This is a genomic window from Pseudomonas sp. EA_5y_Pfl2_R50, from assembly GCF_963970475.1.
Taxonomy (GTDB): Bacteria; Pseudomonadota; Gammaproteobacteria; order Pseudomonadales; family Pseudomonadaceae; genus Aquipseudomonas.
On the sequence record NZ_CAXAPT010000001.1, the window covers coordinates 606,966 to 632,498 of the forward strand.

Genomic DNA, 25,533 nt, shown 5'->3' on the forward strand with positions numbered 1-25,533 from the left:
GACGCTTCCTACGGCGCTTACACTTCTTAAACAATTGGTTTGCCTGGCTTTATCGAGTTATCAGCAATGGCGCCAGCCGTGGCGACGCACCTGGCCCTTGGCTCAAGAGCGCAACTGACAATCGGCGCCAGACATCATTTGCCACCCGGGAGGTCAGTGAACGTGCGGACTAAAGTAGTCCTGCCGCTCTGCCACACAAATAGCCAATCTCCCGGAAGACGAGTAGACCACCCACCCGGCGGGATGCTCAGTCCCGACGGCGCAACCACTGCAAAAAACCTCTTTTCGGCGTCTGCACCGGTTCTTCCTCAGCCAGCAACTGCGCCTTGTGCAGACGGAAGTCGAGCAGCGATTTCATGGCATCGTTGATGTCGTGACGGGCATCCAGGCACGGTTTGAGGTACGACTTCTCGATGGGAAATCCAGTCATCGAGCTGATAGGGCTTGGTGGTGTTGAGGACGATGCCGGAAAACACGTCGCTCAAGGTGCTCTGCAAGGCCAGACCGACGATGATCGCCAGCGCGCCAGAGGTCGCCAGCACGCCTTTGACCGGCAGATCCAGCACGTAAGCCAATTGGGCAAGTGTAGGAGCAATTGATTTCAGCGGGTGGACGCGCGCATAGAAACACGAAAACCCCTGTGGGAGCGGGCTTGCTCGCGCAGGCGTCAGGTCAGTCGAAAAAGACTTTGAATGACACACCGCTTTCGCGAGCAAGTCCGCTCCCACAGGGGTAGGTTTTAGCCGTGCATCCGGCCAAAACGGCCCGACTGGAAGTCGGCGAAGGCCTGGTGGATTTCCTGCTTGGTGTTCATCACGAACGGGCCGTGGCCGACGATGGGTTCGTCAATCGGCTCACCGCTGAGCAGCAATACCACCGCATCCTCGCTGGCTTCGAGGGTCATCTGGTCACCGTCACGCGCAAACAGCACCAACTGCCCGACACCCGCCGACTCCTCGTCGTTGACCCGTACCGAGCCCTTCAACACCACCAGCGCAGTGTTGCGACCTTCGTGCAGATCCAGCGTCAGCAACTTGCCGGCGTTCAGGCGTAAATCCCACACGTCGATGGGCGTGAACGTCTGCGACGGACCGCGCTGGCCGTCGAACTCGCCGGCGATCAGACGCAGGCGACCGGCGTTGTCCTTGAGCGCGATGCTCGGAATGTCGCCGTCGAGAACGGTCTGGTAACCCGGCGCAGCCATTTTGTCCTTGGCCGGCAGGTTGACCCACAACTGCACCATTTCCAGATTGCCGCCCGTTTTGGCAAAGTTCTCCGAGTGAAATTCCTCGTGGAGAATACCCGACGCTGCGGTCATCCACTGCACATCGCCGGGACCGATGGTGCCGCCGCTGCCCGTGGAGTCGCGGTGCTCGACTTCGCCTTCGTAGACGATGGTCACGGTTTCGAAACCACGATGCGGATGCTGGCCCACGCCACGCCTTTCGGTGGTCGGGGTGAATTGCGCAGGGCCGGCGTGATCCAGCAACAGGAACGGGCTGATGTGCTTGCTCAGGTCGTCATAGGAAAACAGCGTGCGCACCGGAAAACCATCGCCGACCCAATGGCCGCGCGGGCTGGTGTAGATACCGATGATGTTTTTCATGATGGGCTCCAATTGGGTGAATGGGGTGATGGATTCATCATAAATCTGTAGGCATTGATGCACTAGACGGCAAAAATCGGCCTTAGCGTTCTACCAGAAGGACAATGTTCGCGAAGAGCCCGTCCAGACACGATAACCCCGGTTCTGATTCATGACTTCTGATCAACATTGCTTTGCTCCACCCGCGGTTTTTCCCATGGCCGCAGGCGCAGATACTCCTGCCCATACCCACTGCAACTCTTGGAGTCCCGCATGTCTGTTCCCGCTTTCGGTCTTGGTACGTTTCGCCTGCAAGGCCAGGTGGTCATCGATTCGGTGCGCACCGCGCTCGAACTCGGCTACCGGGTCATCGACACCGCACAGATCTACGACAACGAAGCCGACGTCGGCCAGGCGATTGCCAGCAGCGGCATTGCTCGCAATGAATTGTTCATCACCAGCAAGATCTGGATCGCCAATTTCGCCGGTGATCGTTTGATCGACAGTCTCAAGGAAAGCCTGAAAAAACTGCAAACCGATTACCTTGACCTGACCCTGATCCACTGGCCATCGCCTGAAGGCCAGGTGCCCGTCGCCGAATTCATGGGGGCGTTGCTGGAAGCCAAGCGACAGGGTCTGACCCGGCAGATTGGCATTTCCAACTTCACCATCGACCTGATGGAACAGGCGATTGCCGCTGTCGGCGCGCAGAACATCGCCACCCACCAGATTGAATTGCACCCGTATCTGCAAAACCGCAAGGTCGCCGAGTTCGCCCGCAGCCAAGGCATTCATGTCACCTCGTACATGACGCTGGCTTACGGCGAAGTCCTGCAGGAGCCGCTGATCCAACAGATCGCCGAGCGCCTTCACGCCACCCCGGCACAAGTCACCCTGGCCTGGGCCATGCAATCGGGTTACGCGGTGATTCCATCCTCGACCAAGCGCGCCAACCTGCTCAGCAACCTCGGTGCCACTGCGCTGACCCTGAGCGAGACTGACATGGCGCTGATCGCGACACTGGATCGCGGCCATCGCCTGACCAGCCCGAAAGGCATTGCGCCCCAGTGGGATTGATCGTTCAGGCCTGAAGATGCCGGGCGAGGCTGTTCATGGCGTCACGCAGCTCTGTGATAGCGCTAACGACGGCCTCGGTTTGCGCTTGTCGACAGGCCTGCTCAAGGTCGGCACACGCTGACACCACCCGCGCCGCGCCGACCATTTGCGCACCGCCCTTGATGTGATGCGCCAGATCGCGCAGATCGCCCTGATCGTCCGCCGGACGCACATCGTCAAGCCTCTGCAGATCCTCGTGCAGACTGCTCAATACCTCTTCTCGCAGGCGCAGGAGCATGGTCGGGTCATTGCCGGTCATCTGCTCCAGCCTGCTCAAGTCGATCTCTTTCAGCACGGTGGTCTGGCGCAAATCCGCTGCGCTGTCGCCAGGGTTTGCGCCGTTCAACGCCTGCGCGAGATCGTGCAGACGAATCGGCTTGAACAGGCAATCGTCCATGCCGGCGGCCAGACAACGCAGCTTTTCCTCGGCCTGTGCATTGGCGGTAAAACCGATGATCAGGCACGGCGCGCGGCCACTGGCACGTTCTTCTTCACGAATCGCCCGGGCCAATTCGTAACCGTTGCGACGCGGCATGTTGCAGTCGCTGATCACCACGTCGAACGACTGCGCACGCCAGTGTTCCAGCCCCTGATCACCGTCCTCGGTGTCGACACTGCGGTGGCCGAGTTCACTCAGTTGCCAGCACAGCAGCAAACGGTTCACCGGGTGATCATCAACCACCAGCACACTCAGGGAACGCAATGGCGCGATGAGCGGCGCGGCGGGCTCGACGTCCTGCGCCAAAGCCTTGAGCGTCGGCACCTGCAGGTTGACGGCGACTCGCGTGCCCTGCCCCGGCTGGCTGTCGAGGCGCAGAGTGCCGCCCATCATTTCGCACAGGCCGCGACTGATTACCAGGCCCAGTCCGGAACCGCTGCGCACTGATTGCGCCGCGTTGCCCAACTGCACAAACGGGCTGAACAGGCGTTGCCGGTCTTCGGCGCTGATGCCAACCCCGCTGTCCTCGATGGTCACTTCGACGTTCAGCCACTCGGGCGTGGCGGCAATCACCCTCAGGCGCAGGCTGACTTCGCCTTCCTCGGTGAACTTGATCGCATTGTTCAACAGGTTCGACAGCACCTGTTTGAAACGGGTGGGATCAATCAGCACGTCGACATCGCTGTGGCCATCGAGTTCGATGCTCCACAACAGCTTCTTCTGCCGCGCCAGCCCTTCGAACACACGGCTCACCGAAACCACCAGTTCCCGCAGGTTGGCGCGTTCCGGGTTAATGGACAGATGCCCTGACTCGATGCGCGCGATGTCGAGAATATCGCCGATCAGCGCCAGCAGTTGCTGGCCGGCACTGGACGCCACCTGGATCGCGAGGCGGTCGGTGACGCCTTCCTCGGCGCGTTTGAGGGCCAGTTCGAGCATGCCGATCAGCGCGTTCATCGGCGTGCGGATTTCATGGCTCATGGTCGCCAGAAACGTGGTCTTGGCCCGATTGGCGTCATCGGCGATTTGCTTGGCCTCCTGCAATTGCCGCAGCCATTGCTGGCGCTGGCGGATCTGCCAGCGCTGAAAACCGATCCACGCCAACGCCAGCACCAGCAATCCGGTTGCGACCGTGAACCCCTGAATGATCGCTCGGCGATGGCGCAGCCAATAGCTGTCGTCAACCACCACGCCATGGCTCCAGCGCTCCACCAGATCGTCCATTTCCTGTGGCGCAATGCTCAACAGGGCCTTGTTCAGGATCGAATGCAACGCCGTCGCCTGGGGTGCCGTCGCCAGTGCGATGCGCGCCGGCTGATCACCGATGGTACTGACGATGCGTAACTGCCCGGCGTAGGATCGGTCGATCAGGTGACGCGCCACGACCAGGGAACTCACCGTCGCATCGACCTGGCCCTTCTCGATCAACGCCATGCCCTGCGCGGGACTCTTGACCTCGATCAAGCGTATCTGCGGCACCCGTTCCAATAGATAAGCGCGCAACGGATGGCCGCGATAAATCGCCAGACGCTTGTCCGCCAGATCGTCGAGACCGCGAAGGCTCTGCGTCCTGGCGGAAGTGACCAGCACAAACGGGTTATTCAGATACGCCCGGGAAAAACGCAGTTCGAGTTCACGTTCAGTGCTGGGCGTCACCACCGGCAGGATATCCAGGGCACCGGCCTTGAGTTGCTCGATTTGCAGGTCCAGCGAACGACCACGCACGATCTCGATGTTCAGGCCACTGCGCTGGCTGATCAGGCCGAGCAGTTGCGCGGTGAGTCCGTGGAAACGTCCATCGACGTCAAAGAACGTCAGCGGCGCAAAGTCCTCGATGGCGCCGACCCGTACCCGTGGATGCTCGGCCAGCCAGCGCTGCTCGCTGGCACTCAGGCGTATGCCTGTCTGCGCCGTCATTTCCACGCGACCGGCACTCCAGCGTTGCTCGATGAGCTGTCGGCGCTCCATCGGAATGGCCATCAGCGCGGTGTCGACGATGCGTTTGAGGCGCACATCGCTGCGCAACAGGGCAAAGCCGAACGGGCTGGCGTCGAGGCCGGATGAACCGGCCAGTTGCAGGTCGTTGCGATAATTGGTGTTGATCAGGTAATTGGCGCTGATCAAGTCGCCGAGATAGACATCATCGGTGCCAAACGCCACCGCACCGAGCGCATCCATTGCCGAGGCATAGCCCTGCACGATGGCCTGCGGGTAGAAGGTCTGCACCATCGTCAGCGGCAGGTAGTCCTCGACCATGGCGATGCGTTTGCCCGCAAGGTCTGCCGGCAGCGTTTCATCAAAACGCGTTGCCAGCATTGGCTGATCGTCCGCGTAGGCGCGCGTCAGCACCACGTCGGGGTCGGCCGCTTCGAAGCTGTTCGAGGTGCCGAGCAGATCGATTTCCCCGCGCTTGAGCGCGGCGATCACCGCATCCCGCCGTGCATAGCGGCGGACTTCGATGCGCAGATCCAGCAGTTGCCCGAGCAGGTCGGCGTAATCGGCGCTCAGCCCTTCCAGATCCTGATGATTGCGGGTGATTTCGAACGGCGGGTAATCTGGCCCGGAAATGCCCACGCGCAGCACCGGATGCGTGCGCAGCCACTGGCGGTCCTGACTGTCCAGCGGCACCTCAACGTGCTCCAGCCGGGTGCGGGTCAGCACTTCCAGCACCTGCGGCGCGGGCATCGCCACGCCTGGCAGCGACAGGCACATCAACAAGGCTAAGGTCCAGCGCCGGCAGTGCATGTGCGTGCTCTCAGATCAAATGATTACGCCTGGCGAAGTCACGCAGATGCACCGCGGCCTTTATCCCGAGCTTTTTCATCAGCCGTGTCTTGTAAGTGCTGATGGTCTTGTGGCTCAGGTGCATCTCTTCGGCAATGGTCTTGTTGGCCCTGCCCTGCCCGAGCTGCACGAAGATGTTCAACTCGCGGTCGGACAGTTGATTGATCATCTGTTTTTCGGTTGAGTGCAGAGGATTCAACGTGCCAACGCTGTCCGTCAGTGCGGTGAAGTAGGTGTAGCCGGACATCACCGCCTGAATGGCTTTGTGCAACTGCTGCAATTGATTGGTCTTGGTGACAAAGGCCATGGCGCCGGCGCGCAGGCAGCGCTCCTGATAAAACGCCGGATCGTGGGAGGTAAAAACCAGCACCCGACAGGGCAGCTCGTTACCCCTGATCCGCGCCAGCACATCGAGCCCGTCCAGCGTCGGCAATTGCAGGTCGAGCACGACGAGTTGCGGTGAATGTTTGCGAATCAGCGACACCACTTCGCTGCCACTGGAGGCCTCGTGAATATGCTGGAAACCTTCTGCTTGCAGCACGATCCTGACGGCGGCGCGCACCACCGGATGATCGTCGACGATCAACGCTGACCTCATAACCACTCCCGGTGGAAGACAATGAAAGACACTCCCTGCCTTTGCGCGTTGCAGCCACGATGGCTGCGCAAAGACTGTTGCATGGGAATCGAGATGAATCTACCTGTCAGGTCTGACAGTTGCGGCCACCACCGTTGTGTGTTCAAACCTGACGCTGCAGAGACCGTTCGGGTGTCGACATTGCAGCCGCAGGCGCCTGAACCTGCGCCATCAATTGCCTGATCGCCGTCGCCTGCGGCAACAGCGCATGACTGATCTGCACGTTGCCCCAGGCAAAGACCGGTGCAGAGGGCTCGTTGTAAATCAGTGCGTGATGCACATTCGGGTGGTCGAGAAAAAAACCGCACAGGTCCAGCGAGCCCGCCGCCAGTTCGGCGTTGATCACCACCACGTCGAACGGCTCGCAGCCGTAATCCACCAGGGTCAGCAGTTCGGCAAGGTTCTGCACCGGGGCGACGCGGTAGTAGTCGAGCTGATTGAAAAGACGCTCGATCTTCATCCGGTGAAAATGCTGCGGGTCGGCAATCAGGATACGCAGGGTTTTATTGATCATGCTCGATCTCCCATGGGCAGGCTTCAGAGTGGCGGCAAGACTACTGACGCGCCCGGCATTTCTCTGTAGGACTTTTCCTAAAGAACAGGTTATTCGTCCGCCCGCAGCTCATCGGCCCCGCCTATTCCGTGGTACTTGGACTCCAGAACGCCTGCACCACCAGCGCCGACGTGGAGATTCTGGCGACCAGGGCATCCAGCTCATCGCCGTCGACCGAGGTGGTTGCCAACGTGGCTTCGATCTCGATTTCGTCGGCGCCGAAGGCATGCACATCGACGTCGCTGGCCGGGTAGTTGCTGCGTTCCAGCTCTGCTTCGAGCAGGGCAAACACGGCTTTTTGCTGCGAGCGCCGGGCAATCACATAGACGATGTTGGTGACTTCCGCCGACACCACGTCCAGTGGCTGCCGGTTGATGTTGTTGACGATTGGCCGCAGCAACGTATTGGCGGCGAGGATGAACAGCGTGCCGAGCACTGCTTCGGCGAGCAGGTCGGCACCGGCGCAGGCCCCCACCGCAGCGGACGTCCACAGCGTCGCGGCGGTGTTGAGGCCGCGCACGTTGCCTTCTTCGCGCATGATCACCCCAGCCCCGAGAAAGCCGATGCCGGAGACCACGTAGGCCACGACCCGCACCGCGCCTTCCGCGCCAGCGAGACGGTTGGCCATGTCGACGAAGATCGCCGCACCGACAGCGACCAGCACGTTGGTGCGCAGGCCCGCCGTGCGCTGGCGATACTGACGCTCGAAACCGATCAGACCACCGAGGATGAACGCGGCGCTGAGGCTGACGAGGGTGTCGAGCAGGGAATCGAGGTTGAGGTTGTTGATGGCTTGCATAGTCATCTCCCTGAATACACACAAATCCACGGTGGAACCGTGTTGGCAGTGCGGTTATTGCCAGCCGAACCGGCGGATGTAGAAACCCTTCACCGCCTGGGTCAGCGCCATGTATGCCAGCAGGATCACCGGCAGGAACACGAAATACATCGACGGCAGCGCCTGCAATTTGAAGTAGTGCGCCAGCGGTCCCATCGGCAGGAAGATGCCGACCGCCATGATGATCCCGGTCATCACCAGCAGCGGCATGGCTGCACGGCTTTGCAGGAAGGGAATCCTTGGCGTGCGGATCATGTGCACGATCAGCGTCTGGGTCAGCAAGCCGACCACGAACCAGCCGGACTGGAACAGGGTCTGGTGATCCGGGGTGTTGGCATCGAATACGTACCACATCAAGGCGAACGTGGTGATGTCGAAAATCGAACTGATCGGGCCGAAGAACAGCATGAAGCGGCCGACGTCACCCGGCTGCCAGCGTTGTGGTTTTTTCAGCATGTCCTCGTCGACGTTATCGAACGGGATCGCGATCTGCGAAATATCGTAGAGCAGGTTCTGCACCAGCAGGTGCATCGGCAGCATCGGCAGGAACGGAATGAACGCACTGGCGACCAGCACCGAGAACACATTGCCGAAGTTGGAGCTGGCGGTCATCTTGATGTACTTGAGCATGTTGGCGAAGGTGCGCCGCCCCTCGAGCACGCCCTCCTCCAGCACCATCAGGCTCTTTTCCAACAGGATGATGTCGGCCGCTTCCTTGGCGATATCCACCGCGCTGTCCACGGAAATACCGATGTCAGCGGTGCGCAGAGCCGGCGCATCGTTGATGCCATCACCCATGAAGCCGACCACATGGCCGTTGCCTTTAAGGATGCGCACGATGCGCTCCTTGTGTGACGGCGTCAGTTTGGCGAAGACATTGGTGGTCTCCACGGCCGCCGCCAGCTCGGCATCGCTCATGCGTTCAACGTCGCTACCCAGCAGCAAGCCCTGCTGAGCGAGACCGACTTCGCGGCAGATCTTCGCAGTGACCAGTTCGTTGTCGCCGGTCAGCACTTTCACCGCCACGCCATGTTCGGCCAGGGCTTTGAGCGCCGGCGCGGTGCTTTCCTTCGGTGGATCGAGGAACGCCACGTAACCAATCAGCGTCAGCGCCTGCTCATCGGCCAGGCTGTAAACCTCACGACCTTCGGGCATCGAGCGGGCAGCGACGGCCACCACGCGCAAGCCTTCAGCGTTGAATGCTGCGGTGACCTGACGAATCCTGGTCAGCAATTCATCGCTCAAGGCTTCATCGACGTCACCGTGACGCACACGGCTGCACACCGCCAACACTTCTTCCACGGCACCTTTGCAGATCAGTTGATGTGGCTGGCCGCGTCCTTCGACCACCACCGACATGCGCCGGCGATTGAAGTCAAACGGGATCTCGTCGACCTTGCGAAACGCCGTGCCGACTTTCAGTTCACGGTGGATTTCCACGTGCTCCAGCACCGCGACATCCAGCAGGTTTTTCAGGCCGGTCTGGTAGTAGCTGTTGAGGTAAGCCATCTCCAGCACGTCGTCGCAGTCCTGACCCCAGACATCGACATTGCGTGCGAGGAAGATCTTGTCCTGAGTCAGGGTGCCGGTCTTGTCGGTGCACAGCACGTCCATGGCGCCGAAGTTCTGGATCGCGTCGAGGCGTTTGACGATGACTTTTTTGCGCGACAGGAACACCGCGCCTTTGGCCAGCGTCGAGGTGACGATCATCGGCAGCATTTCCGGGGTCAGGCCGACGGCAATCGACAGCGCGAACAGCAGCGCTTCAGTCCAGTCGCCCTTGGTGAAACCGTTGATGAACAGCACCAGCGGCGCCATCACGAACATGAATCGGATCAACAGCCAACTAACCTTGTTGACGCCTTGCTGGAACGAGGTGACCGCACGATCAGTGGCGCCGACACGCTGGGCCAGTGCACCGAAATAGGTGCTGTTGCCCGTGGTGAGAATCACCGCCACCGCCGTACCGGAGACGACGTTGGTGCCCATGAACAGGATGTTGTCCAGCTCCAGCGGATTGCGTGTCTCGCGATCAGCCTGACGTGGAAATTTTTCCACCGGCATCGACTCGCCCGTCATCGCTGCCTGGCTGACGAACAGATCCTTGGCGCTGAGCACGCGGCAGTCGGCGGGAATCATGTCACCGGCCGAGAGTACGATCAGGTCGCCCGGCACCAATTGCTTGATCGGCAATTCGCGGCGCGGCGCGTCGCGGCGCATCACCGTGGCGGTGTTGCTGACCATGGCTTTCAGCGCGTCGGCGGCGTGGTTGGATTTGCTTTCCTGCCAGAAGCGCAGCAGCGTCGACAACACGACCATGGAGAAAATCACCACGGCGGCCTTGAGGTCTTCGGTCAGCCACGAGATCACCGCCAGCAAGGTCAGCAGCAGGTTGAACGGGTTTTTGTAGCAGTGCCACAGGTGGGTCCACCACGGCAGCGGCTGCTCGTGTTCGACTTCATTGAGGCCGTATTGCGCACGCAGTGCATCGACTTCGAAATCGGTGAGGCCTTCGGAATGCGTGCCGAGCGATGACAGCAAAACACCGCTGTCGCAATGCGCAGCATCGACCAGGGTGTTGGCCAGAGTGGGAGGGACTTCACGGCTGACCGTGGTGTCGTTGATCGATTCCAGCAGCGTCAGGCGACGGAAGTGCCGGGCGATGTGGCGGTTCCGCAGGAAGCCTGCAAAGAATTCCTTGAGCGTAAGTTTCATGGCTGTTGCCCCTATGGTCAGCCGGGAAACCGTCGAGCAGGTACCGCCGCGCCTCGTGCGCCGGAAAAACCGGCACGGCAAGGCCTGGCGCGCCGGTCAGAAAAGACAGGCGTGTCGATAGGGCTGCGATCACGACGGTACAGTCGAAATCACGCTCTGTTCAGCGTCGATGAGAAGGAACGTCCAGACATGACCCAGGACGGGTCATGCACGGGATGCCGCTGCTCGCTGTTACGGCGAGACAACGGCAGAGAAAGGCTGCGCGTTATCTTGCCGAGAATCTGCCGGTTACCGAGACCGGCCGACAACTGTCACTCGAACAAGTACCCACTGTGGGTCTCCGCTATGGATGAAAACGCGCGAAGCTTACGCTCCGATGTCTGGAGAGTAAACCTGCAAAAAGAAGTGTGTCGGGGGAATGTGGGGAACGTTCAGGAAGGGTTCAGGATGAGGATTTGCAGGGTGTTTGATGGCCCCTTCGCGGGCAAGCCCGCTCCCACCTTTTGCCCTGCATGCACAGGACCCATTGTGGGAGCGGGCTTGCTCGCGAAGGCGGCCTGTCAGACGCCGCAGACTCAGCTGGCCGTCGCCAACAACAGATCCGCCATCGACCGATGCCCGCGGTTCTTGCCATGGTCGTACAGCGAACCGGCAATCTCGTCCGCACGAATCGGCAACACCGACAGCAGCGTGTCGCTCAGGCCATGGCTGGCCTGGCAGAAGCCCTGCATGTAGATGCCGGCCTTGCAGCGCTCATCGGTGATCACTTTGTAATTGCGATCAACCTCGAAGTCGCCCAGGTACTCCTCCAGCGGCGCCAGCAGTTTGCGGTGCGTCTGGCGCTCGTAACCGGTGGCCAGCACCACCGCGTCGTACAGGCGCACGGTGACTTCGCCGGTGGCGTTGTTGCGCACGGCCAGTTCGATACCGTTTTCAGTCGCTGTGGCTTTTTCGACGGTGGTCAGGGTACGGAACGCATGGCGGGCGATGCCGGAAACCTTCTGACGATAGAAGATGCCGTAGATGCGCTCGATCAGGTCAATGTCGACCACCGAGTAGTTGGTGTTGTGGTACTCGTTGACCAGGCGCTCACGCTCGGCGCTGTTCTGCTGGAACACCAGATCGGTGAATTCCGGCGAGAACACTTCGTTGACGAATGGGCTGTCATCCGCAGGCTTGAGAGCCGAACCGCGCAGGATCATGTCGACCTGCACCGACGGGAACGAATCGTTCAGATCGATAAACGCTTCCGCCGCGCTCTGCCCGCCACCAATGATCGCAATGCTCATCGGCTGATTGTTCACGCATTGCTGCCTGGCCATCTGCGACAGGTATTGCGAATGGTGGAACACGCGACCGTCGCCCTTCAGCGCCTTGAACGCCTCGGGAATGCGCGGCGTCCCACCGGCGCTGACCACCACTGAACGCGCGGTACGCACCAGTTGCTGGCCTTCGGCATCGCGGGAAATCACGCGCAGCGCTTCAACCTGATGGTTGTGCAGCACCGGTTCGATGGTCAGCACTTCTTCGCCGTAACGGCTCTGTTCGGTGAACTGTCCGGCGACCCAGCGCAGATAGTCGTTGTACTCCATGCGGCACGGATAGAAGGTGCCGAGGTTGATGAAGTCGACCAGACGGCCGTGGTACTTCAGGTAATTGACGAACGAGTAAGGGCTGGTCGGATTGCGCAGGGTCACCAGATCCTTGAGGAAGGAAATCTGCAGCTCGCTCTGGGTCGACAGGGTGTTGCCGTGCCAGCTGTAGTTGGCCTGCTTGTCGAGGAACAGCACATCCAGTTCGCCCTGGATCGGGCCGCGCTCTTGCAGAGCGATGGCGAGCGCCAGGTTCGAAGGGCCGAAACCGACGCCGATCAGGTCGTGAACGATGGGCGATGCAATTGCCTGTGTCATTTCCAGTGTCCTCTGGATGAACCCCTCAACCGTGGGGCTAAAGCCTGGGTGACCTGACCGGCCCCAAGCGGGACAGCAGGTCGTCTGTTGAGTAGGAACGAGGACAGTGAAAAAAAATTTAACGAGGATGGATCAATGGGCGTCCCATTGTTTGATCCGCACCCGGCAATGCTTCATCGCATTGACGATGTGTTTTTCCACCAGCGCTTTGGAAATGCCGAGGTTCGCGGCGATCTCGTTGTGGGACAGGCCTTCGATTTTGCGCAGCAGAAAACTTTCCCGGCACAGCGCCGGCAGCTCGGCCAGCGCGCGCTGGAGCATTTCCAGGCGTTGACCGTAATCGAGACTGCCGTGGGGCGACGGGGTGAAATAGCGCTCTTCGCTGTCGAGCACTTCCAGTGATTCGACCTGGCGCAGGGCGTTGCGCCGATGGTCGTCGATGACCAGATTCAACGCGGTGCGATAAAGGAAAGCACGGGGCTGTTCGATGGGCGTGTCGCTGGAACGCTCCAGCACCCGCAGATAAGCGTCATGCACCACATCCTCGGCAACCTGACGGTTGCCCAGCTTGGCGTTCAGGAAACACACCAGCTCGCGATAGTAGTTTTCCAACATGACTCCCGGCCGCAAAGGTGCGGTTTCGATCCTTGAGCCACACCCGACAACGTCAAAACGACGATGGCACGATACTGGCAATTTCAGATGCGTAATTTATAGTAATTCTCATATAGATTTAAAGTGCTGTTTCGATTTGCCCGACAAATTGTTACCGCCTATACCTGTTACCGCGTTTTTCAGCGCTTAAATTACCCGACGCGTCCCTCGTTTAAAGGACAGTTCCCCGTATCTGCCGCCTCTTGCGCCAGCGTTCGGTCGTGGCCCGCGTGCGGCGCCCGCTGAATGACGGGTCGATTTCCACTGGCCGGAACCCTGCATGAAACGTCCCCGCCCCGCCCGACGCGCCCTGCTCGTAGCCCTTTGTCTGATTCCTGTTGTCGCCGTAGCCGCCTGGCAGATATTGCCGCCCGGCCGCGACAAATTCGCCACCGTGCAAGTCAGTCGCGGTGACATCGAAAGTAGCGTGACGGCCCTGGGCACGTTGCAGCCACGGCGTTATGTGGACGTCGGCGCGCAGGCGTCGGGGCAAATCCGCAAAATCCATGTGGAAGTCGGCGACGTGGTCAAGCAAGGCCAATTGCTTGTGGAAATCGACCCGGCCACGCAGAAGGCCAAGCTCGACGCCAGCCAGTTCTCCATCGAGAACCTCAAGGCGCAACTGCAGGAACAACAGGCGCAGCACGAACTGGCCCGGCAGAAGTATCAGCGCCAGCAAAACCTTGCAGCCGGCGGCGCCACCCGGGAAGAAGACGTGCAGACCGCCCGCGCCGAACTGAAAGCCACCCAGGCGCGCATCGACATGTTCCAGGCGCAGATCCGCCAGGCGCAGGCCAGCCTGCGCAGCGATCAGGCCGAACTGGGTTACACGCGCATCTATGCGCCGATGGCCGGCACCGTGGTCGCGCTTGACGCTCGCGAAGGCCAGACCCTCAACGCCCAGCAACAGACACCCCTGATCCTGCGCATCGCCAAACTCTCGCCGATGACCGTCTGGGCGGAGGTTTCCGAGGCCGATATCGGCCACGTCAAACCCGGCATGACCGCCTACTTCACCACCCTCAGCGGCGGCCAGCGCCGCTGGAACAGTACCGTTCGGCAGATTCTGCCGGTGCCGCCCAAGCCGCTTGACCAGACCAGCCAGGGCGGCGGCAGCCCCGCCAGCAGCAGTAAAAGCGGCGCCGGACGGGTCGTGCTCTACACCGTTCTGCTCGACGTCGACAACGCCGACAATGCCCTGATGGCGGAAATGACCACCCAGGTATTCTTCGTCGCCAATCAGGCCAAGGACGTGCTCACCGCACCGATTGCCGCCCTGCAGGGCAGCACACAGCCAGGCAAGCACATCGCCCGCGTCGTCGCGCAAAACGGTGACGTCCAGCAGCGCGACGTGCGCACCGGCATCAGCGACCGCTTGAAAGTGCAGATTATCGATGGTCTCCGCGAAGGCGATCATCTGTTGATCGGCCCAGCCGACGGCAACGGAGGCTGAATGCAAACGCCTCTGATCGACCTGCAGGACATCCGCAAATCCTACGGCGGCGGTGACTCCCCGCAAGTTCATGTGTTGCGCGGCATCGACCTGTCGATCCACGCCGGCGAGTTCGTGGCGATTGTCGGCGCATCCGGCTCGGGCAAATCGACACTGATGAACATCCTCGGCTGCCTCGACCGCCCGACGTCCGGCGAATACCGCTTCGCCGGCGAAAACGTCGCCGGCCTCGACAGCGATGAACTGGCCTGGCTGCGCCGCGAAGCCTTCGGGTTCGTGTTCCAGGGCTATCACCTGATTCCGTCCGGCTCGGCCCAGGAAAACGTCGAGATGCCAGCCATTTACGCTGGCACCCCCGCCGCCGAACGCCACGCACGCGCCGCAGCCCTGCTGGACCGCCTCGGGCTGGCATCGCGCACCGGTAATCGTCCGCATCAACTGTCCGGCGGTCAGCAGCAGCGCGTATCGATTGCCCGCGCACTGATGAACGGCGGCCACATCATCCTCGCCGACGAACCCACCGGCGCCCTCGACAGCCACAGCGGCAAGGAAGTCATGGCGCTGCTCGACGAGCTGGCGAGCCAGGGTCACGTGGTGATCCTTATTACCCATGACCGCGAAGTCGCCGCCCGCGCCAAGCGCATCATCGAAATCAGCGACGGCCTGATCATCAGCGACAGCGCCCGCGACAACCCCGACGCCCAGACCACGGCCAATCCCGGTGCCTTGCAAGCCGTCGATCTGCGCAAGGGTTTGAGCGAAGGCGCCGAGGCCACCGGCGCCTGGAAGGGCGAACTGGTTGACGCCTTGCACGCCGCCTGGCGCGTGATGTGGATCAACCGTTTCCGCACCGCCCTGACCCTGCTGGGGATCATCATCGGCGTGGCGTCGGTGGTGGTGATGCTGGCGGTGGGCGAAGGCAGCAAGCGTCAGGTCATGGCGCAGATGGGCGCGTTTGGCTCGAACATCATTTACCTCAGCGGCTCGGCGCCCAACCCGCGCACGCCACCCGGCATCGTCACGCTCGACGATGTGCACGCCCTGGCGAGCCTGCCGCAGGTGCAACGCATCATGCCAGTCAACGGCGCCGACGCCGGAGTGCGCTTCAGCAATGCCGACCACCTGAGCTATGTCGGCGGCAATGACACCAACTTCCCGGCGATCTTCAACTGGCCGGTGGTTCAAGGCAGTTACTTCACCGACGCCGATGAGTTGAACGCCGCTGCCGTTGCGGTGATCGGCCACAAGGTCCGGACCAAACTGCTCAAGGATGTGCCCGACCCGATCGGGCAATACATTCTGATCGAAAACGTGCCATTCCAGGTGGTCGGGGTGCTCGCGGAAAAAGGCGCCAGCTCCGGCGATTCGGACAGCGACAACCGTATCGCCGTGCCCTACTCCGCCGCCAGCACACGACTGTTCGGCACGCGTAATCCCGAGTACGTGGTCATCGCTGCCGCTGACGCACGCAAGGTCAAGGAAACCGAACACGCCATCGAACAACTGATGCTGAGCCTGCACAACGGCAAAAAGGATTTCGAACTGACCAACAACGCCGCGATGATCCAGGCCGAGGCGCGCACGCAAAACACCCTGTCGCTGATGCTCGGCTCTATTGCGGCGATTTCGCTGCTGGTCGGCGGCATCGGAGTGATGAACATCATGCTCATGACGGTCCGCGAACGTACCCGCGAGATCGGCATTCGCATGGCCACCGGCGCCCGCCAGCGCGACATCCTGCGCCAGTTTCTCACTGAAGCGGTGATGCTCTCGGTCGTCGGCGGCGTTGCCGGCATCGCCCTCGCCCTGATCGTCGGCGGCGTACTGGTGCTCAGTGACGTCGCTGTGGCGTTCTCGTTGATAGCGGTCCTCGGTGCCTTTGGTTGCGCCTTGGTCACCGGTGTTGTCTTCGGCTTCATGCCGGCCCGCAAAGCTGCCCGGCTTGATCCGGTCACGGCCCTAACCAGTGAATGATCGCTTTATGAAACCGCGCCTGAGCCTGTTGACCGCTTGCCTGATCCTCAGCGCTTGCGGCAGTTCCCCCCAACCCCCGGACAGCGGAATTGTGCCGCCGGCCGCCTGGCAATCACAGCACAACACCCGCGACGAACGCGCCGCGCTGCGCTGGTGGACACGCTTTGCCAGCCCGCAACTCAATCAGCTCATCGAGCAGGCCCAGGTCGGCAGTCACGACCTCGCCGCCGCCATCGCTCGCGTGCGCCAGGCGCGTGCCGGCATCGTCATTGCCGGTGGTTCGCAACTCCCGGAAATCCAGGGCACCGGCAACGCCAATCGGCAAAAACTGTTGCGTGGCGAAGGCTATCGTCAACTGGATGCCGACAGCAGCAACAAGGCTGTGGACTACTTCGACGCAGGCCTCAACGCCAGCTACGAAATCGACTTCTGGGGCGGCAAGCGCGCCTCACGCGACAGTGCGCACTTCAGTCTGCAGGCCAGTGAGTTTGATCGCGCCACCGTCGAGCTGACGTTGCTCAGTGGCGTCGCCAACAGCTACACGCAGGTGCTGTCACTGGAGGAACAGAGTCGTATTGCCGAGCTCAATCTGGCCAACGCGCAAAACGTCCTGCAATTGGTCCAGACGCGATACAACGCCGGTTCCGCCACAGCGCTGGAGCTGGCGCAACAGAAAAGCCTGGTGGCCGCGCAGCAACGCCAATTGCCGACCGTCCGGCAACAAGCGCAAGACGCGCGAATCGCGCTGGCAGCGCTGCTCGGCCGTCCGGTGCAAGAGCTGCCGGCCAGTCACGAGTCCTTCGATCAATTGCAATGGCCGCAGATTGCCGCCGGCCTGCCCAGCGAACTGTTGACACGCCGCCCGGACATCGCCCGCGCCGAGGCACAACTAGCGGCAGCCCAGGCCGATGTCAGGGTCGCCCGTGCGGCGATGCTGCCAAAAGTCACCCTGAGCGCGAGCCTCGGCTCAGGCGCCAATCAGGCGGGCGACCTGTGGCGCAGTCCGTTCTACAACCTCACCGCCGGACTGGTCGCACCGGTGTTCAACAATGGTCGTCTGGGTGCCGAACGCGACAAGGCCACGGCTCGTCAGGAGGAACTGCTGGAGACTTACCGAGGCGCAATCATCAACGGGTTTGCTGACGTCGAAAAAGCCCTCAACAGCATTCGCGGCCTCGATGAACAACGACAGTGGCAGAGCGAAGAACTGAACCAGGCGCAAACCGCATTCAACATTGCCCAGAGCCGCTATCAGGCCGGCGCCGAGGACTTGCTCACCGTACTGGAAACCCAGCGCACGCTGTACGCAGCGCAGGACCAGAATGTGCAACTGCGGTTGTCGCGGATGCAGGCGAGCATTGCCCTGTACAAAGCGCTGGGCGGTGGCTGGCAGGCACGGTAACCACCCCGTCGAAGCCGACTCGCCAGCTCCCACAATGACCCAAGGTGTTGCAGCCATCTCGGCCCAACACAAAGCCTGTGGGAGCGAGCCTGCTCGCGAAGAACGATGACGCCGCCTCAGAGCGAAGTCCGTTTGGCCTTCAGATTGCGCGCATACCACGGCCGTTGCGGCACGCGGCGGAACAGGCCGGCGAGTTTCTTCTCGTCATTGAGGAAGGTGATGCGCAGGGCCAGCTTCATGGTTTCGGGGTCCATCTCCACGGTCTTTCCCGCCTGCAATCCTGGCGTGGTGCTACAACCATGGGTGACCGGTCCCAGCCATGGATCATCGACTTCAACCCAGCGCCCAGGCGCGAACCACGGCACCCCATTGACCACCAGACGGCTGACTTCGCCGGGATGGAAGCGCTCATGGGCGCGGAACCAGTCTTCGATGCGGTCATCGATCCAGCCATGAAAATGCCAGAACGACGGGTTGACGTGGGATGAGAACGGATCGCCAAGAAAGTCATTTTCCGGGCCATACCAACGCGCCGCGAAGTCCGCAGGATCACGCGCGAAAGGCACCGGCTGACCGTTCGACGGATCACGCGGCACAGACGCCCAGCGCATGTGCAGCCAGTCGTGCAGGCCCAGTTCCACCTCGGAACCGAACTGGCCCAGGGTCAGTCTGGCCAGATACGCCGGGTCACGGTATTGCGACTCCCAGACCTGAAAGTTGCTTTCGTAAGTTTCGGCAGTCTTGAGATCGCTGACCCACTGGCTGTACTCATCATCGCCATCGGCCAGCCACGGTGGCGGCAGCGCCGTGCCGTCATGGTTGTCGAAGTAACGGGCGAAACCAGCGCGATCACGGATCAATTCCGGCTGCGGCAACGGAAAATACTCCCACGATGGCAGATCCTGCATCGACCGCGCAGTGCCGAGCATGTGCCGGTGCATGAAGAAGAAATCGACGCCGGAACCATTGCGATCCTTGCGTGGCCCGCGAGCATCACGCTCCTTGTCACGCGGCCCGGGTTGCCAGCCGATGCCGCGCAGCGCCTCGCGCTTGTCTTCGTCGAGGGTGTGCCACTTGTCCCGCGTCGCATGCCACAACTGATGAAACAGTCGATGTTCGGGGGAAATCAGCCAGGCCAGCAGCGTCGGGTTCAGCGGTGTGCGCTCTCGCGCTTCGGGAAACAGCCGCTTGACCGCGACGAAACCGTTGTCCTGCGCCGGCAAGGCCAGCGGGCGATCCAGGCGCAAGGCTTTACCGCTCAGGGTGCCTTTGCCGGCGTTGCCGAAATCAGCCCAGACTTCGTCGAGGATCATTTCCAGCTCGTAGCTGATCTGGCCATCGGCACCGACCAGCCGCCAGCTCAGTTTCGCGGCATCGGCACCGGCCAGATCGCCAAGAATTCGGTAACGAGGTGTTTCGCCGGAACGCAAACGCTCCGCCGTATCCAGGAAACCGCAGACACCACGGCCTTTCTGGCCGATGTCGAGAAACACTTGCAGGCTCTTTAAGGGCAAACCTTCCAGACCGGCGTCGCGCCCTTCGAAGCGAATGTCCCAGACACCGCGCAAGGCGCTGGCCAAGCGCTGCCCGGCCAGATCGGCGACATCGAAAGACGCTTCACCGGGCGTGATCGTCGGGTCCGGCTTCGTCCATTCACGATGCCCGAAATAAGCCGCAGGCACGGCAGCGCCAGTCAGCGCCAGGCCCGCCATGAACCATCGTCGAGAAATCTTCATTGCCCTACCTGTGTCAGCCATGAAGCAGGCTTTATCCAAGCTAGAACGATTGCTGCCCGGGCAAATTTAAGCTGCCATTTTCGCCACGGGACGCTGAGCCTAAATTTCCCTGTTGATCGCTCGTCCTTCCCAGATAGCAAAGGCTTTGCGCCTGCACCTCGATGGCGAACCCGACTGAGATGGCAATGACAAAACCACGTTCGAAAAAGGCTCTATTCATCGGCCTGCCTCTGGCCCTGGCGATCAGCGCCGGCGCAGGCTTTGCCGCTTGGCATCACTGGTTCAAGGATGACCTCGGCTACAGCGCCAAGGTCGTGAAGCAGGCAGATGAACTGCACGAACGCATGCTCTCTTTCGACAGCCATGTCAGCCTGATGCAGAACTTCGGCACCGACGGTCACGAAGCCGACAAGGATGGCAGTGGCCAGTTCGATCTGGCCAAGGCCAGTCGCGGTCGCCTGTCCGGCGCGGCGCTGACGATTTTCGGCTGGCCGGAAATGTGGAACGGCCCTGATGCGCCGCACAAACCGACCGCCGGCTTCATCGACGAAGCGCGCAACCAGCAGGAGATCCGCTACAGGATCATTTCCGGCATGGTGCGCGACTTCCCCAATCAGGTGGCAATCGCCTACACCCCGGACGACATGCGACGCCTGCACGGCGAAGGCAAGTTCGCGATTTTCATCAGCATGCTCAACGCCTATCCGCTGGGCCATGACCTCGATCTGCTGGACCTGTGGACGGCGCGCGGCATGCGCATGTTCGGCTTCAGCTACATCGGCAACAACGATTGGGCGGATTCGTCGCGGCCCCTGCCCTTCCTCAATGATTCACCGGACGCCCTCGACGGCCTCTCGGACCTGGGCAAGCAAGCGGTCAAGCGCCTCAATGATCTGGGGGTGATCATCGACGTGTCGCAGATGTCGACCAAGGCCCTTGAGCAAGTCGCACAGCTGAGCCGTACACCGCTGATCGCCTCGCACTCGGCGCCGCGCGCGATGGTCGACATCCCACGCAACCTCAGCGACAAAGAAATGCAGCTGATCAAGAACAGCGGCGGTGTGGTGCAAATCGTCGCGTTCTCACAATACCTGCGGCCGCTGACCCAGAAGACCCAGGATCGCCTCAACGACCTGCGCAAGGAATTCGACCTGCCGCCACTGCCGAACCTGGCGATGGCCTTGATGCCGGGTGACCCGATCATTGCCGCGTGGTCGGAAACGAAATTCGGCCTGTACGCCAGCCGCCTATACGCCATCCTCGAAGACGAACCGAAGGCCAGCCTCAAGGATTTCGGCGACGCCATCGAGTACGCCGTGCGCAAGATCGGCATCGATCATGTCGGCATCAGCTCCGACTTCAATGAGGGCGGCGGCGTGAAAGGTTTCGAGAACGTCGGCGACATCCGCAACGTCACCGCTGAACTGCTGTCGCGCGGTTATTCCGAAGCCGATATCGGCAAGCTCTGGGGCGGCAACTTCCTGCGCGTCTGGGATCAGGTCGAAAAAGCCGCAAAACCTGCGTTGACCCACGCGCAGGGAACGCTAAAGCCATGAATAATCGTCGTGATTTTCTGAAGCAGGCTGGCATCCTCGCCGCCGCGCTGCCGCTGGGCGCCAGTCTGCCGAACATCGCCAGCGCTGCCGCCCCTGCAGCCCCAGCGTCAGCGCCGCGCAACAAGTGGACGCAGTTGCAGCACCTGTTCAATCAAGACCCGGACTACCTCCACTTCTCCAACTTCCTGATTACCTCACACCCGACGCCGGTGCGCGAAGCGATTGAACGGCATCGCGCCGCCCTCGACAAAAATCCCGGCCTGGCCATGGATTGGGACCTGGGCGTGATCGAGCAGCGTGAGGAAAACGTGCGGGTCTGGGCCGGTCAATACCTGCAAGTGAACGCGAAACAGATCGCCCTGACCGGCAGCACCACTGAAGGCCTGACGATGATTTACGGCGGCGTGCATGTGCGCCCCGACCAGGAAATCCTCACCACCGCTCACGAACACTACGCCACCCACACCATCCTCGCCTTGCGCAAGGAACGTGAGGGCACGCATGTGCGCAAGATCCGGCTGTTCAAGAACCCGCAGACCGCGACCAAAGCCGAAATCCTCGCCGCCATCGACAATGCCATCCGTCCTGAAACCCGCGTACTGGGCATGTGCTGGGTGCATTCGGGCAGCGGCATGAAGCTGCCGATCGGTGATATCGGCGCCCTCGTCGACAAACACAACCGTGGCCGCAGCGATGCCGACCGGATCATTTATGTGGTCGACGGCGTACACGGTTTTGGCGTCGACAACCTGAGCTTCGCGCAGATGAACTGCGACTTCTTCATCGCCGGCACTCACAAGTGGATGTTTGGCCCGCGCGGCACGGGCATCGTCTGCAGCCGCTTCGAAGAGGTCAAATACGTCACGCCGATCACCCCGACTTTCTCCGAGGCCACGGCGTTTTCCACCACCATGACCCCCGGCGGCTACCACTCTTTCGAGTATCGCTGGGCGCTCGACGAAGCGTTCAAACTGCACCTGCAACTGGGCAAGGCCGAGGTCGAGGCGCGCATCCACGCACTCAACAGCTACCTGAAGAAACGCCTGCTGGAACACCCGCAGATCGAACTCGTCACCCCGCTGAGCCCGCAACTGTCGGCCGGTTTCACCTTCTTCAGGGTCAAGGGCCAGGACTGCGACAACGTCGCCGCGTACCTGATGCAAAACCGGGTGATTGCCGACGCCGTGAACCGCGATGTGGGGCCGGTGATCCGCACGGCACCGGGCCTGCTCAACGACGAGGCGCAAATCGACCGTTTGATGGCGTTGCTGGCCAAACGGCTGTAAGCGCCCGCTCCCTCGTTTCCTTTCAACCTGTTATCGAGAATCATGATGAACAGCAGTGAACCGCGTATTTTTTCCTTGAAGGCGCTATCTGCGCTGGGACTCGTCACGTTGCTCGGCTGTGCCTTGCCGCAGCTGGCGCACGCGGCCGAGCCGCTCAAACCGGGCAAGGTCTTCAAGGACTGCAAGGACTGCCCGGAAATGGTCGTGCTGCCCACCGGCACCTTCACCATGGGCACCCCGGATGACGAAACCGGCCGCGAGCCGGACGAAGGTCCGCTGCACCCGGTGACGTTCGCCAACCCCCTGGCCATCAGTCGCTTCCAGGTGCTCAAGGGGCAATGGGACGCCTACCTCGCCGACACCGGTTATCAGATGCCCGACGGCGACACCCGCCCGGGCCGCGCGTGCAAGGCAGGCATTCCCGACTATGCGGGCAGCGACCCGAAAAAACAGTACACCGCCCAGCATCCAGCCGTTTGCATGGACTTTCCCGAGGCCGAGGCTTACGTGGCCTGGCTATCGAAGAAGACCGGCAAATCGTATCGACTGGTCAGTGAATCGCTGCGTGAATACGCTGCCCGTGCCGGCAGCGGCGGGCCCTTCCCGTTCCCCTTCGATGAAGGCCAGGATTACAGCATCGCCAAACACGCCAACACCTATGGCGCTGCCGACGGCTATAACTTCACCGCTCCGGCAGGCAAGTTCCCGGCCAACGCCTTCGGCGTCTACGACATGCACGGCAACATCTACGAATGGACCGCCGACTGCTACAACGAAAACTACGTCGGCGCGCCCAGTGATGGCAGCGCCTGGCTGAGCGGCGACTGCAAGATTCGCCGCATCCGCGGCAACGACTGGGGTGAAGCCCCGGTGTTCTCGCGTTCGGGCAACCGCAATGCCACCTACAGCGACACGCGCGGCGACTGGATCGGTTTTCGCGTCGCGCGCGATCTGTAACGACAGCGGTAACGGCAACCGTCACGGCGGCGCAGGCCGCTCGCTCGTCGCCTCAGCTTCGATAAACCCGTGGTCGGCTAAATCGCCGCCCACGGGTTTCGTCTTTTAACCAGCCCAATCCTTGAAACGATGCCGTTAGCGGCACTAGAAGCGGAAACCTCCATGACCACAAAATCGCGCGGAGCCATCAGTGAAGTCCTCGGCCTGCTCAAGCCTTACCGGGTCGTCGTGGCGCTGTCGATCCTGCTCGGCATGCTCGGTGGCGTCAGCGTCACTGCCCTGCTGGCGACCATCAACAAAGCCCTGAATGGCAGCGATGTTCCGTCATCCACCGTGCTCCTGACGTTTGCCGGCCTCTGCGCGTTCGCCCTGTTGACTTCGATTCTGTCGGACATCGGCACCAACCACGTCGGCCAGCACATCATCGCCGGCCTGCGTAAATCACTGGGCGAAAAAGTCCTGCTCGCGCCCATCGAGCAGATCGAGCGGTTTCGCAGTCATCGCCTGATTCCGGTATTGACCCATGACGTCGACACCGTCAGTGATTTCGCGTTTTCCTTTGCGCCACTGGCCATCGCGTTCACCGTCACCCTCGGGTGCCTGGGTTACCTGGCGTATCTGTCCCTGCCGATGTTTGCCCTGCTGTTGATCGCCCTCGTGATCGGCACCGTCGTTCAATACATTGCCCGCGCCAAAGGCATTAAAGGTTTCGAAGCCGCGCGCGAGGCCGAGGACGAACTGCAAAAGCACTACAGCGCCATCGCTGCGGGTGCCAAGGAACTGCGGATTCATCGCCCACGCCGCCAGCGCATGTTCAGCCAGCGCATCGAAGGCACGGCTGATTACATCTGCAACACGCACATCCGTTCGATCAACACGTTCGTGGTGGCGAAAACCTTTGGTTCGATGCTGTTTTTCGTGGTGATCGGTCTGGCCCTGGCCCTGCAATCGTTCTGGTTGGGCACCGACAAAGCCGTGCTCAGCGGCTTCGTGCTGGTGCTGCTGTACATGAAGGGCCCGCTGGAATATCTGGTCACCACACTGCCGGTGGTCAGTCGCGCAAACATTGCCTTCAAACGCATCGCCGAGCTGGCCGAACAGTTCTCCTCACCAGAACCGCACTTGCTGCTGCGCGAGTCCGCGCCAGCGAGCAAGACGCCGGTGCAGCAGTTGCAAATGCATAACGTGCATTACGCTTTCCCGCCGGTTCAGGGCAGCGCCGCATTTGAATTGGGTCCGGTCAATCTGAACATCGCCCAGGGTGAGATCGTGTTCATCGTCGGCGAGAACGGCGGCGGTAAAACCACCCTGATCAAATTGCTGCTGGGCCTTTACGCACCGCAACGCGGCGAGGTTCTGCTCAATGGCCAGGTGGTCGATGCCCAGGCTCGCGATGACTATCGCCAACTGTTCACCACCATCTTCGCCGACTATTACCTGTTCGACGAGTTGGTACAGGGCGACACGCAACTGCCGGCCGACACCAGCCGCTATCTGGAACGCCTGGAGATTGCCCACAAGGTGAGCATTCACGACGGCGTTTTCAGTACCACCGATCTGTCCACCGGCCAGCGCAAACGCCTCGCACTGATCAACGCCTGGCTGGAAGAGCGTCCGGTGCTGGTCTTCGACGAATGGGCTGCCGACCAGGACCCGGCCTTCCGGCGCATCTTCTACACCGAATTGCTGCCGGAGCTGAAACAGATGGGCAAGACCCTCATCGTGATCTCTCACGACGACCGCTATTTCGACGTCGCCGATCAGTTGGTGCGGATGGAGGGCGGCCGCGTGGTCACCCACAAGAAGCCCCTCGCAACAGCCTGACCGCTTGACGCTTTGCAGCCGGCCGGATGCCTGTCCTGCCGGCCTTCCATCCGAATGTTTATCGCCGTGGACCCGACTGTCGGCAACGCCGTCAGCGCTCACGGTGCTGCCAAC

Annotated in this window: 18 protein-coding genes and 1 pseudogene; 8 read left to right on the forward strand and 11 right to left on the reverse strand. The window is 61.4% G+C overall.

Annotated features, from left to right (window positions below; all coding sequences use genetic code 11):
- Nucleotides 1-247: 247 nt before the first annotated feature.
- From AACY19_RS02665 to AACY19_RS02675, 3 genes and pseudogenes are all read right to left on the reverse strand, one after another.
- Nucleotides 248-430, reverse strand: a complete 183-nt coding sequence (locus AACY19_RS02665) for a hypothetical protein (RefSeq protein ID WP_339447892.1) — start codon at nt 428-430, stop codon at nt 248-250.
- Nucleotides 417-584 (reverse strand): annotated as a pseudogene (locus tag AACY19_RS02670) (mechanosensitive ion channel protein MscS); the annotation flags it as partial. The gene AACY19_RS02665 and the pseudogene AACY19_RS02670, both read right to left, overlap by 14 nt.
- 155 nt (nt 585-739) lie before the next feature.
- Nucleotides 740-1,606: a pirin family protein gene (locus AACY19_RS02675; RefSeq protein ID WP_339447651.1), complete on the reverse strand. Its 867-nt coding sequence runs from the start codon at nt 1,604-1,606 to the stop codon at nt 740-742.
- 252 nt (nt 1,607-1,858) lie between these two features.
- Between AACY19_RS02675 and dkgB the strand changes: the two genes are divergently transcribed.
- Nucleotides 1,859-2,662, forward strand: coding sequence for a 2,5-didehydrogluconate reductase DkgB (dkgB, locus tag AACY19_RS02680; protein ID WP_339447653.1), 804 nt, complete (start codon nt 1,859-1,861; stop codon nt 2,660-2,662).
- Nucleotides 2,663-2,666: 4 nt separating this feature from the next.
- Here dkgB and AACY19_RS02685 read toward each other — a convergent pair whose 3' ends face one another.
- The 7 genes from AACY19_RS02685 to AACY19_RS02715 form a co-directional block, all read right to left on the reverse strand.
- Nucleotides 2,667-5,852, reverse strand: a complete 3,186-nt coding sequence (locus AACY19_RS02685) for an ATP-binding protein (protein ID WP_339447880.1) — start codon at nt 5,850-5,852, stop codon at nt 2,667-2,669.
- 43 nt (nt 5,853-5,895) lie between these two features.
- Nucleotides 5,896-6,522 (reverse strand): response regulator transcription factor, encoded by a 627-nt coding sequence (locus AACY19_RS02690; protein WP_339447655.1) that lies wholly within the window; start codon nt 6,520-6,522, stop codon nt 5,896-5,898.
- A 142-nt stretch (nt 6,523-6,664) separates the two neighbouring features.
- A complete protein-coding gene (locus tag AACY19_RS02695) occupies nt 6,665-7,075 on the reverse strand; it encodes a chemotaxis protein CheY (protein WP_339447657.1) in 411 nt (136 codons plus the stop codon).
- Nucleotides 7,076-7,196: 121 nt separating this feature from the next.
- Nucleotides 7,197-7,913 carry an MgtC/SapB family protein gene (locus AACY19_RS02700; RefSeq protein ID WP_008084043.1) on the reverse strand — a complete coding sequence of 239 codons (717 nt, stop codon included), beginning with the start codon at nt 7,911-7,913 and terminating at the stop codon, nt 7,197-7,199.
- Between the two features lie 54 nt (nt 7,914-7,967).
- Entirely contained in the window at nt 7,968-10,667 is a 2,700-nt protein-coding gene (gene mgtA, locus AACY19_RS02705) for a magnesium-translocating P-type ATPase (protein WP_339447660.1), read from the reverse strand.
- A gap of 575 nt (nt 10,668-11,242) precedes the next feature.
- Nucleotides 11,243-12,577, reverse strand: a complete 1,335-nt coding sequence (locus AACY19_RS02710) for a lysine N(6)-hydroxylase/L-ornithine N(5)-oxygenase family protein (RefSeq protein ID WP_339447663.1) — start codon at nt 12,575-12,577, stop codon at nt 11,243-11,245.
- A 132-nt stretch (nt 12,578-12,709) separates the two neighbouring features.
- Entirely contained in the window at nt 12,710-13,192 is a 483-nt protein-coding gene (locus tag AACY19_RS02715; RefSeq protein WP_339447665.1) for a sigma-70 family RNA polymerase sigma factor, read from the reverse strand.
- Nucleotides 13,193-13,511: 319 nt separating this feature from the next.
- On the opposite strand from AACY19_RS02715, the gene AACY19_RS02720 reads away from it, so the two are divergent.
- The 3 genes from AACY19_RS02720 to AACY19_RS02730 are packed head-to-tail and all read left to right on the forward strand — an operon-like array spanning nt 13,512 to nt 18,060.
- On the forward strand, nt 13,512-14,684 hold the full coding sequence (locus AACY19_RS02720) for an efflux RND transporter periplasmic adaptor subunit (protein WP_339447667.1): 1,173 nt from the start codon (nt 13,512-13,514) through the stop codon (nt 14,682-14,684).
- Nucleotides 14,685-16,658, forward strand: a complete 1,974-nt coding sequence (locus tag AACY19_RS02725) for a MacB family efflux pump subunit (protein WP_339447669.1) — start codon at nt 14,685-14,687, stop codon at nt 16,656-16,658.
- A gap of 7 nt (nt 16,659-16,665) precedes the next feature.
- Nucleotides 16,666-18,060 (forward strand): efflux transporter outer membrane subunit, encoded by a 1,395-nt coding sequence (locus tag AACY19_RS02730; protein ID WP_339447671.1) that lies wholly within the window; start codon nt 16,666-16,668, stop codon nt 18,058-18,060.
- A gap of 116 nt (nt 18,061-18,176) precedes the next feature.
- On the opposite strand, the gene pvdP is transcribed toward AACY19_RS02730, so the two are convergent.
- Complete coding sequence (gene pvdP / locus AACY19_RS02735) at nt 18,177-19,796, reverse strand: pyoverdine maturation tyrosinase PvdP (RefSeq protein ID WP_339447673.1); 1,620 nt, start codon at nt 19,794-19,796, stop codon at nt 18,177-18,179.
- A gap of 185 nt (nt 19,797-19,981) precedes the next feature.
- On the opposite strand from pvdP, the gene pvdM reads away from it, so the two are divergent.
- From pvdM to AACY19_RS02755, 4 genes are all read left to right on the forward strand, one after another.
- Entirely contained in the window at nt 19,982-21,352 is a 1,371-nt protein-coding gene (gene pvdM, locus AACY19_RS02740; protein ID WP_339447675.1) for a pyoverdine-tailoring dipeptidase-like protein PvdM, read from the forward strand.
- Nucleotides 21,349-22,638, forward strand: a complete 1,290-nt coding sequence (pvdN, locus tag AACY19_RS02745) for a pyoverdine-tailoring periplasmic protein PvdN (protein ID WP_339447677.1) — start codon at nt 21,349-21,351, stop codon at nt 22,636-22,638. Before pvdM ends, pvdN begins: the two co-directional genes overlap by 4 nt.
- Nucleotides 22,639-22,680: 42 nt before the next feature.
- A complete protein-coding gene (gene pvdO / locus AACY19_RS02750; RefSeq protein ID WP_445262278.1) occupies nt 22,681-23,595 on the forward strand; it encodes a dihydropyoverdine dehydrogenase in 915 nt (304 codons plus the stop codon).
- Nucleotides 23,596-23,757: 162 nt separating this feature from the next.
- Complete coding sequence (locus AACY19_RS02755) at nt 23,758-25,419, forward strand: cyclic peptide export ABC transporter (RefSeq protein ID WP_339447681.1); 1,662 nt, start codon at nt 23,758-23,760, stop codon at nt 25,417-25,419.
- Nucleotides 25,420-25,533 lie beyond the last annotated feature (114 nt).

What these genes read in the sequence shown, in the direction of transcription:
- AACY19_RS02730 (WP_339447671.1), top strand. Translation starts at nt 16,666, where the DNA reads ATGAAACCGCGCCTGAGCCTGTTGACCGCTTGCCTGATCCTCAGCGCT.
- AACY19_RS02720 (WP_339447667.1), top strand. Translation starts at nt 13,512, where the DNA reads ATGAAACGTCCCCGCCCCGCCCGACGCGCCCTGCTCGTAGCCCTTTGT.
- AACY19_RS02725 (WP_339447669.1), top strand. Translation starts at nt 14,685, where the DNA reads ATGCAAACGCCTCTGATCGACCTGCAGGACATCCGCAAATCCTACGGC.
- pvdP (WP_339447673.1), bottom strand. Translation starts at nt 19,796, where the DNA reads ATGAAGATTTCTCGACGATGGTTCATGGCGGGCCTGGCGCTGACTGGC.
- AACY19_RS02715 (WP_339447665.1), bottom strand. Translation starts at nt 13,192, where the DNA reads ATGTTGGAAAACTACTATCGCGAGCTGGTGTGTTTCCTGAACGCCAAG.
- AACY19_RS02675 (WP_339447651.1), bottom strand. Translation starts at nt 1,606, where the DNA reads ATGAAAAACATCATCGGTATCTACACCAGCCCGCGCGGCCATTGGGTC.
- AACY19_RS02700 (WP_008084043.1), bottom strand. Translation starts at nt 7,913, where the DNA reads ATGCAAGCCATCAACAACCTCAACCTCGATTCCCTGCTCGACACCCTC.
- pvdO (WP_445262278.1), top strand. Translation starts at nt 22,681, where the DNA reads ATGATGAACAGCAGTGAACCGCGTATTTTTTCCTTGAAGGCGCTATCT.
- pvdM (WP_339447675.1), top strand. Translation starts at nt 19,982, where the DNA reads ATGACAAAACCACGTTCGAAAAAGGCTCTATTCATCGGCCTGCCTCTG.
- AACY19_RS02695 (WP_339447657.1), bottom strand. Translation starts at nt 7,075, where the DNA reads ATGATCAATAAAACCCTGCGTATCCTGATTGCCGACCCGCAGCATTTT.
- AACY19_RS02690 (WP_339447655.1), bottom strand. Translation starts at nt 6,522, where the DNA reads ATGAGGTCAGCGTTGATCGTCGACGATCATCCGGTGGTGCGCGCCGCC.
- pvdN (WP_339447677.1), top strand. Translation starts at nt 21,349, where the DNA reads ATGAATAATCGTCGTGATTTTCTGAAGCAGGCTGGCATCCTCGCCGCC.
- mgtA (WP_339447660.1), bottom strand. Translation starts at nt 10,667, where the DNA reads ATGAAACTTACGCTCAAGGAATTCTTTGCAGGCTTCCTGCGGAACCGC.
- AACY19_RS02710 (WP_339447663.1), bottom strand. Translation starts at nt 12,577, where the DNA reads ATGACACAGGCAATTGCATCGCCCATCGTTCACGACCTGATCGGCGTC.
- AACY19_RS02755 (WP_339447681.1), top strand. Translation starts at nt 23,758, where the DNA reads ATGACCACAAAATCGCGCGGAGCCATCAGTGAAGTCCTCGGCCTGCTC.
- AACY19_RS02665 (WP_339447892.1), bottom strand. Translation starts at nt 430, where the DNA reads ATGACTGGATTTCCCATCGAGAAGTCGTACCTCAAACCGTGCCTGGAT.
- AACY19_RS02685 (WP_339447880.1), bottom strand. Translation starts at nt 5,852, where the DNA reads ATGTGCCTGTCGCTGCCAGGCGTGGCGATGCCCGCGCCGCAGGTGCTG.
- dkgB (WP_339447653.1), top strand. Translation starts at nt 1,859, where the DNA reads ATGTCTGTTCCCGCTTTCGGTCTTGGTACGTTTCGCCTGCAAGGCCAG.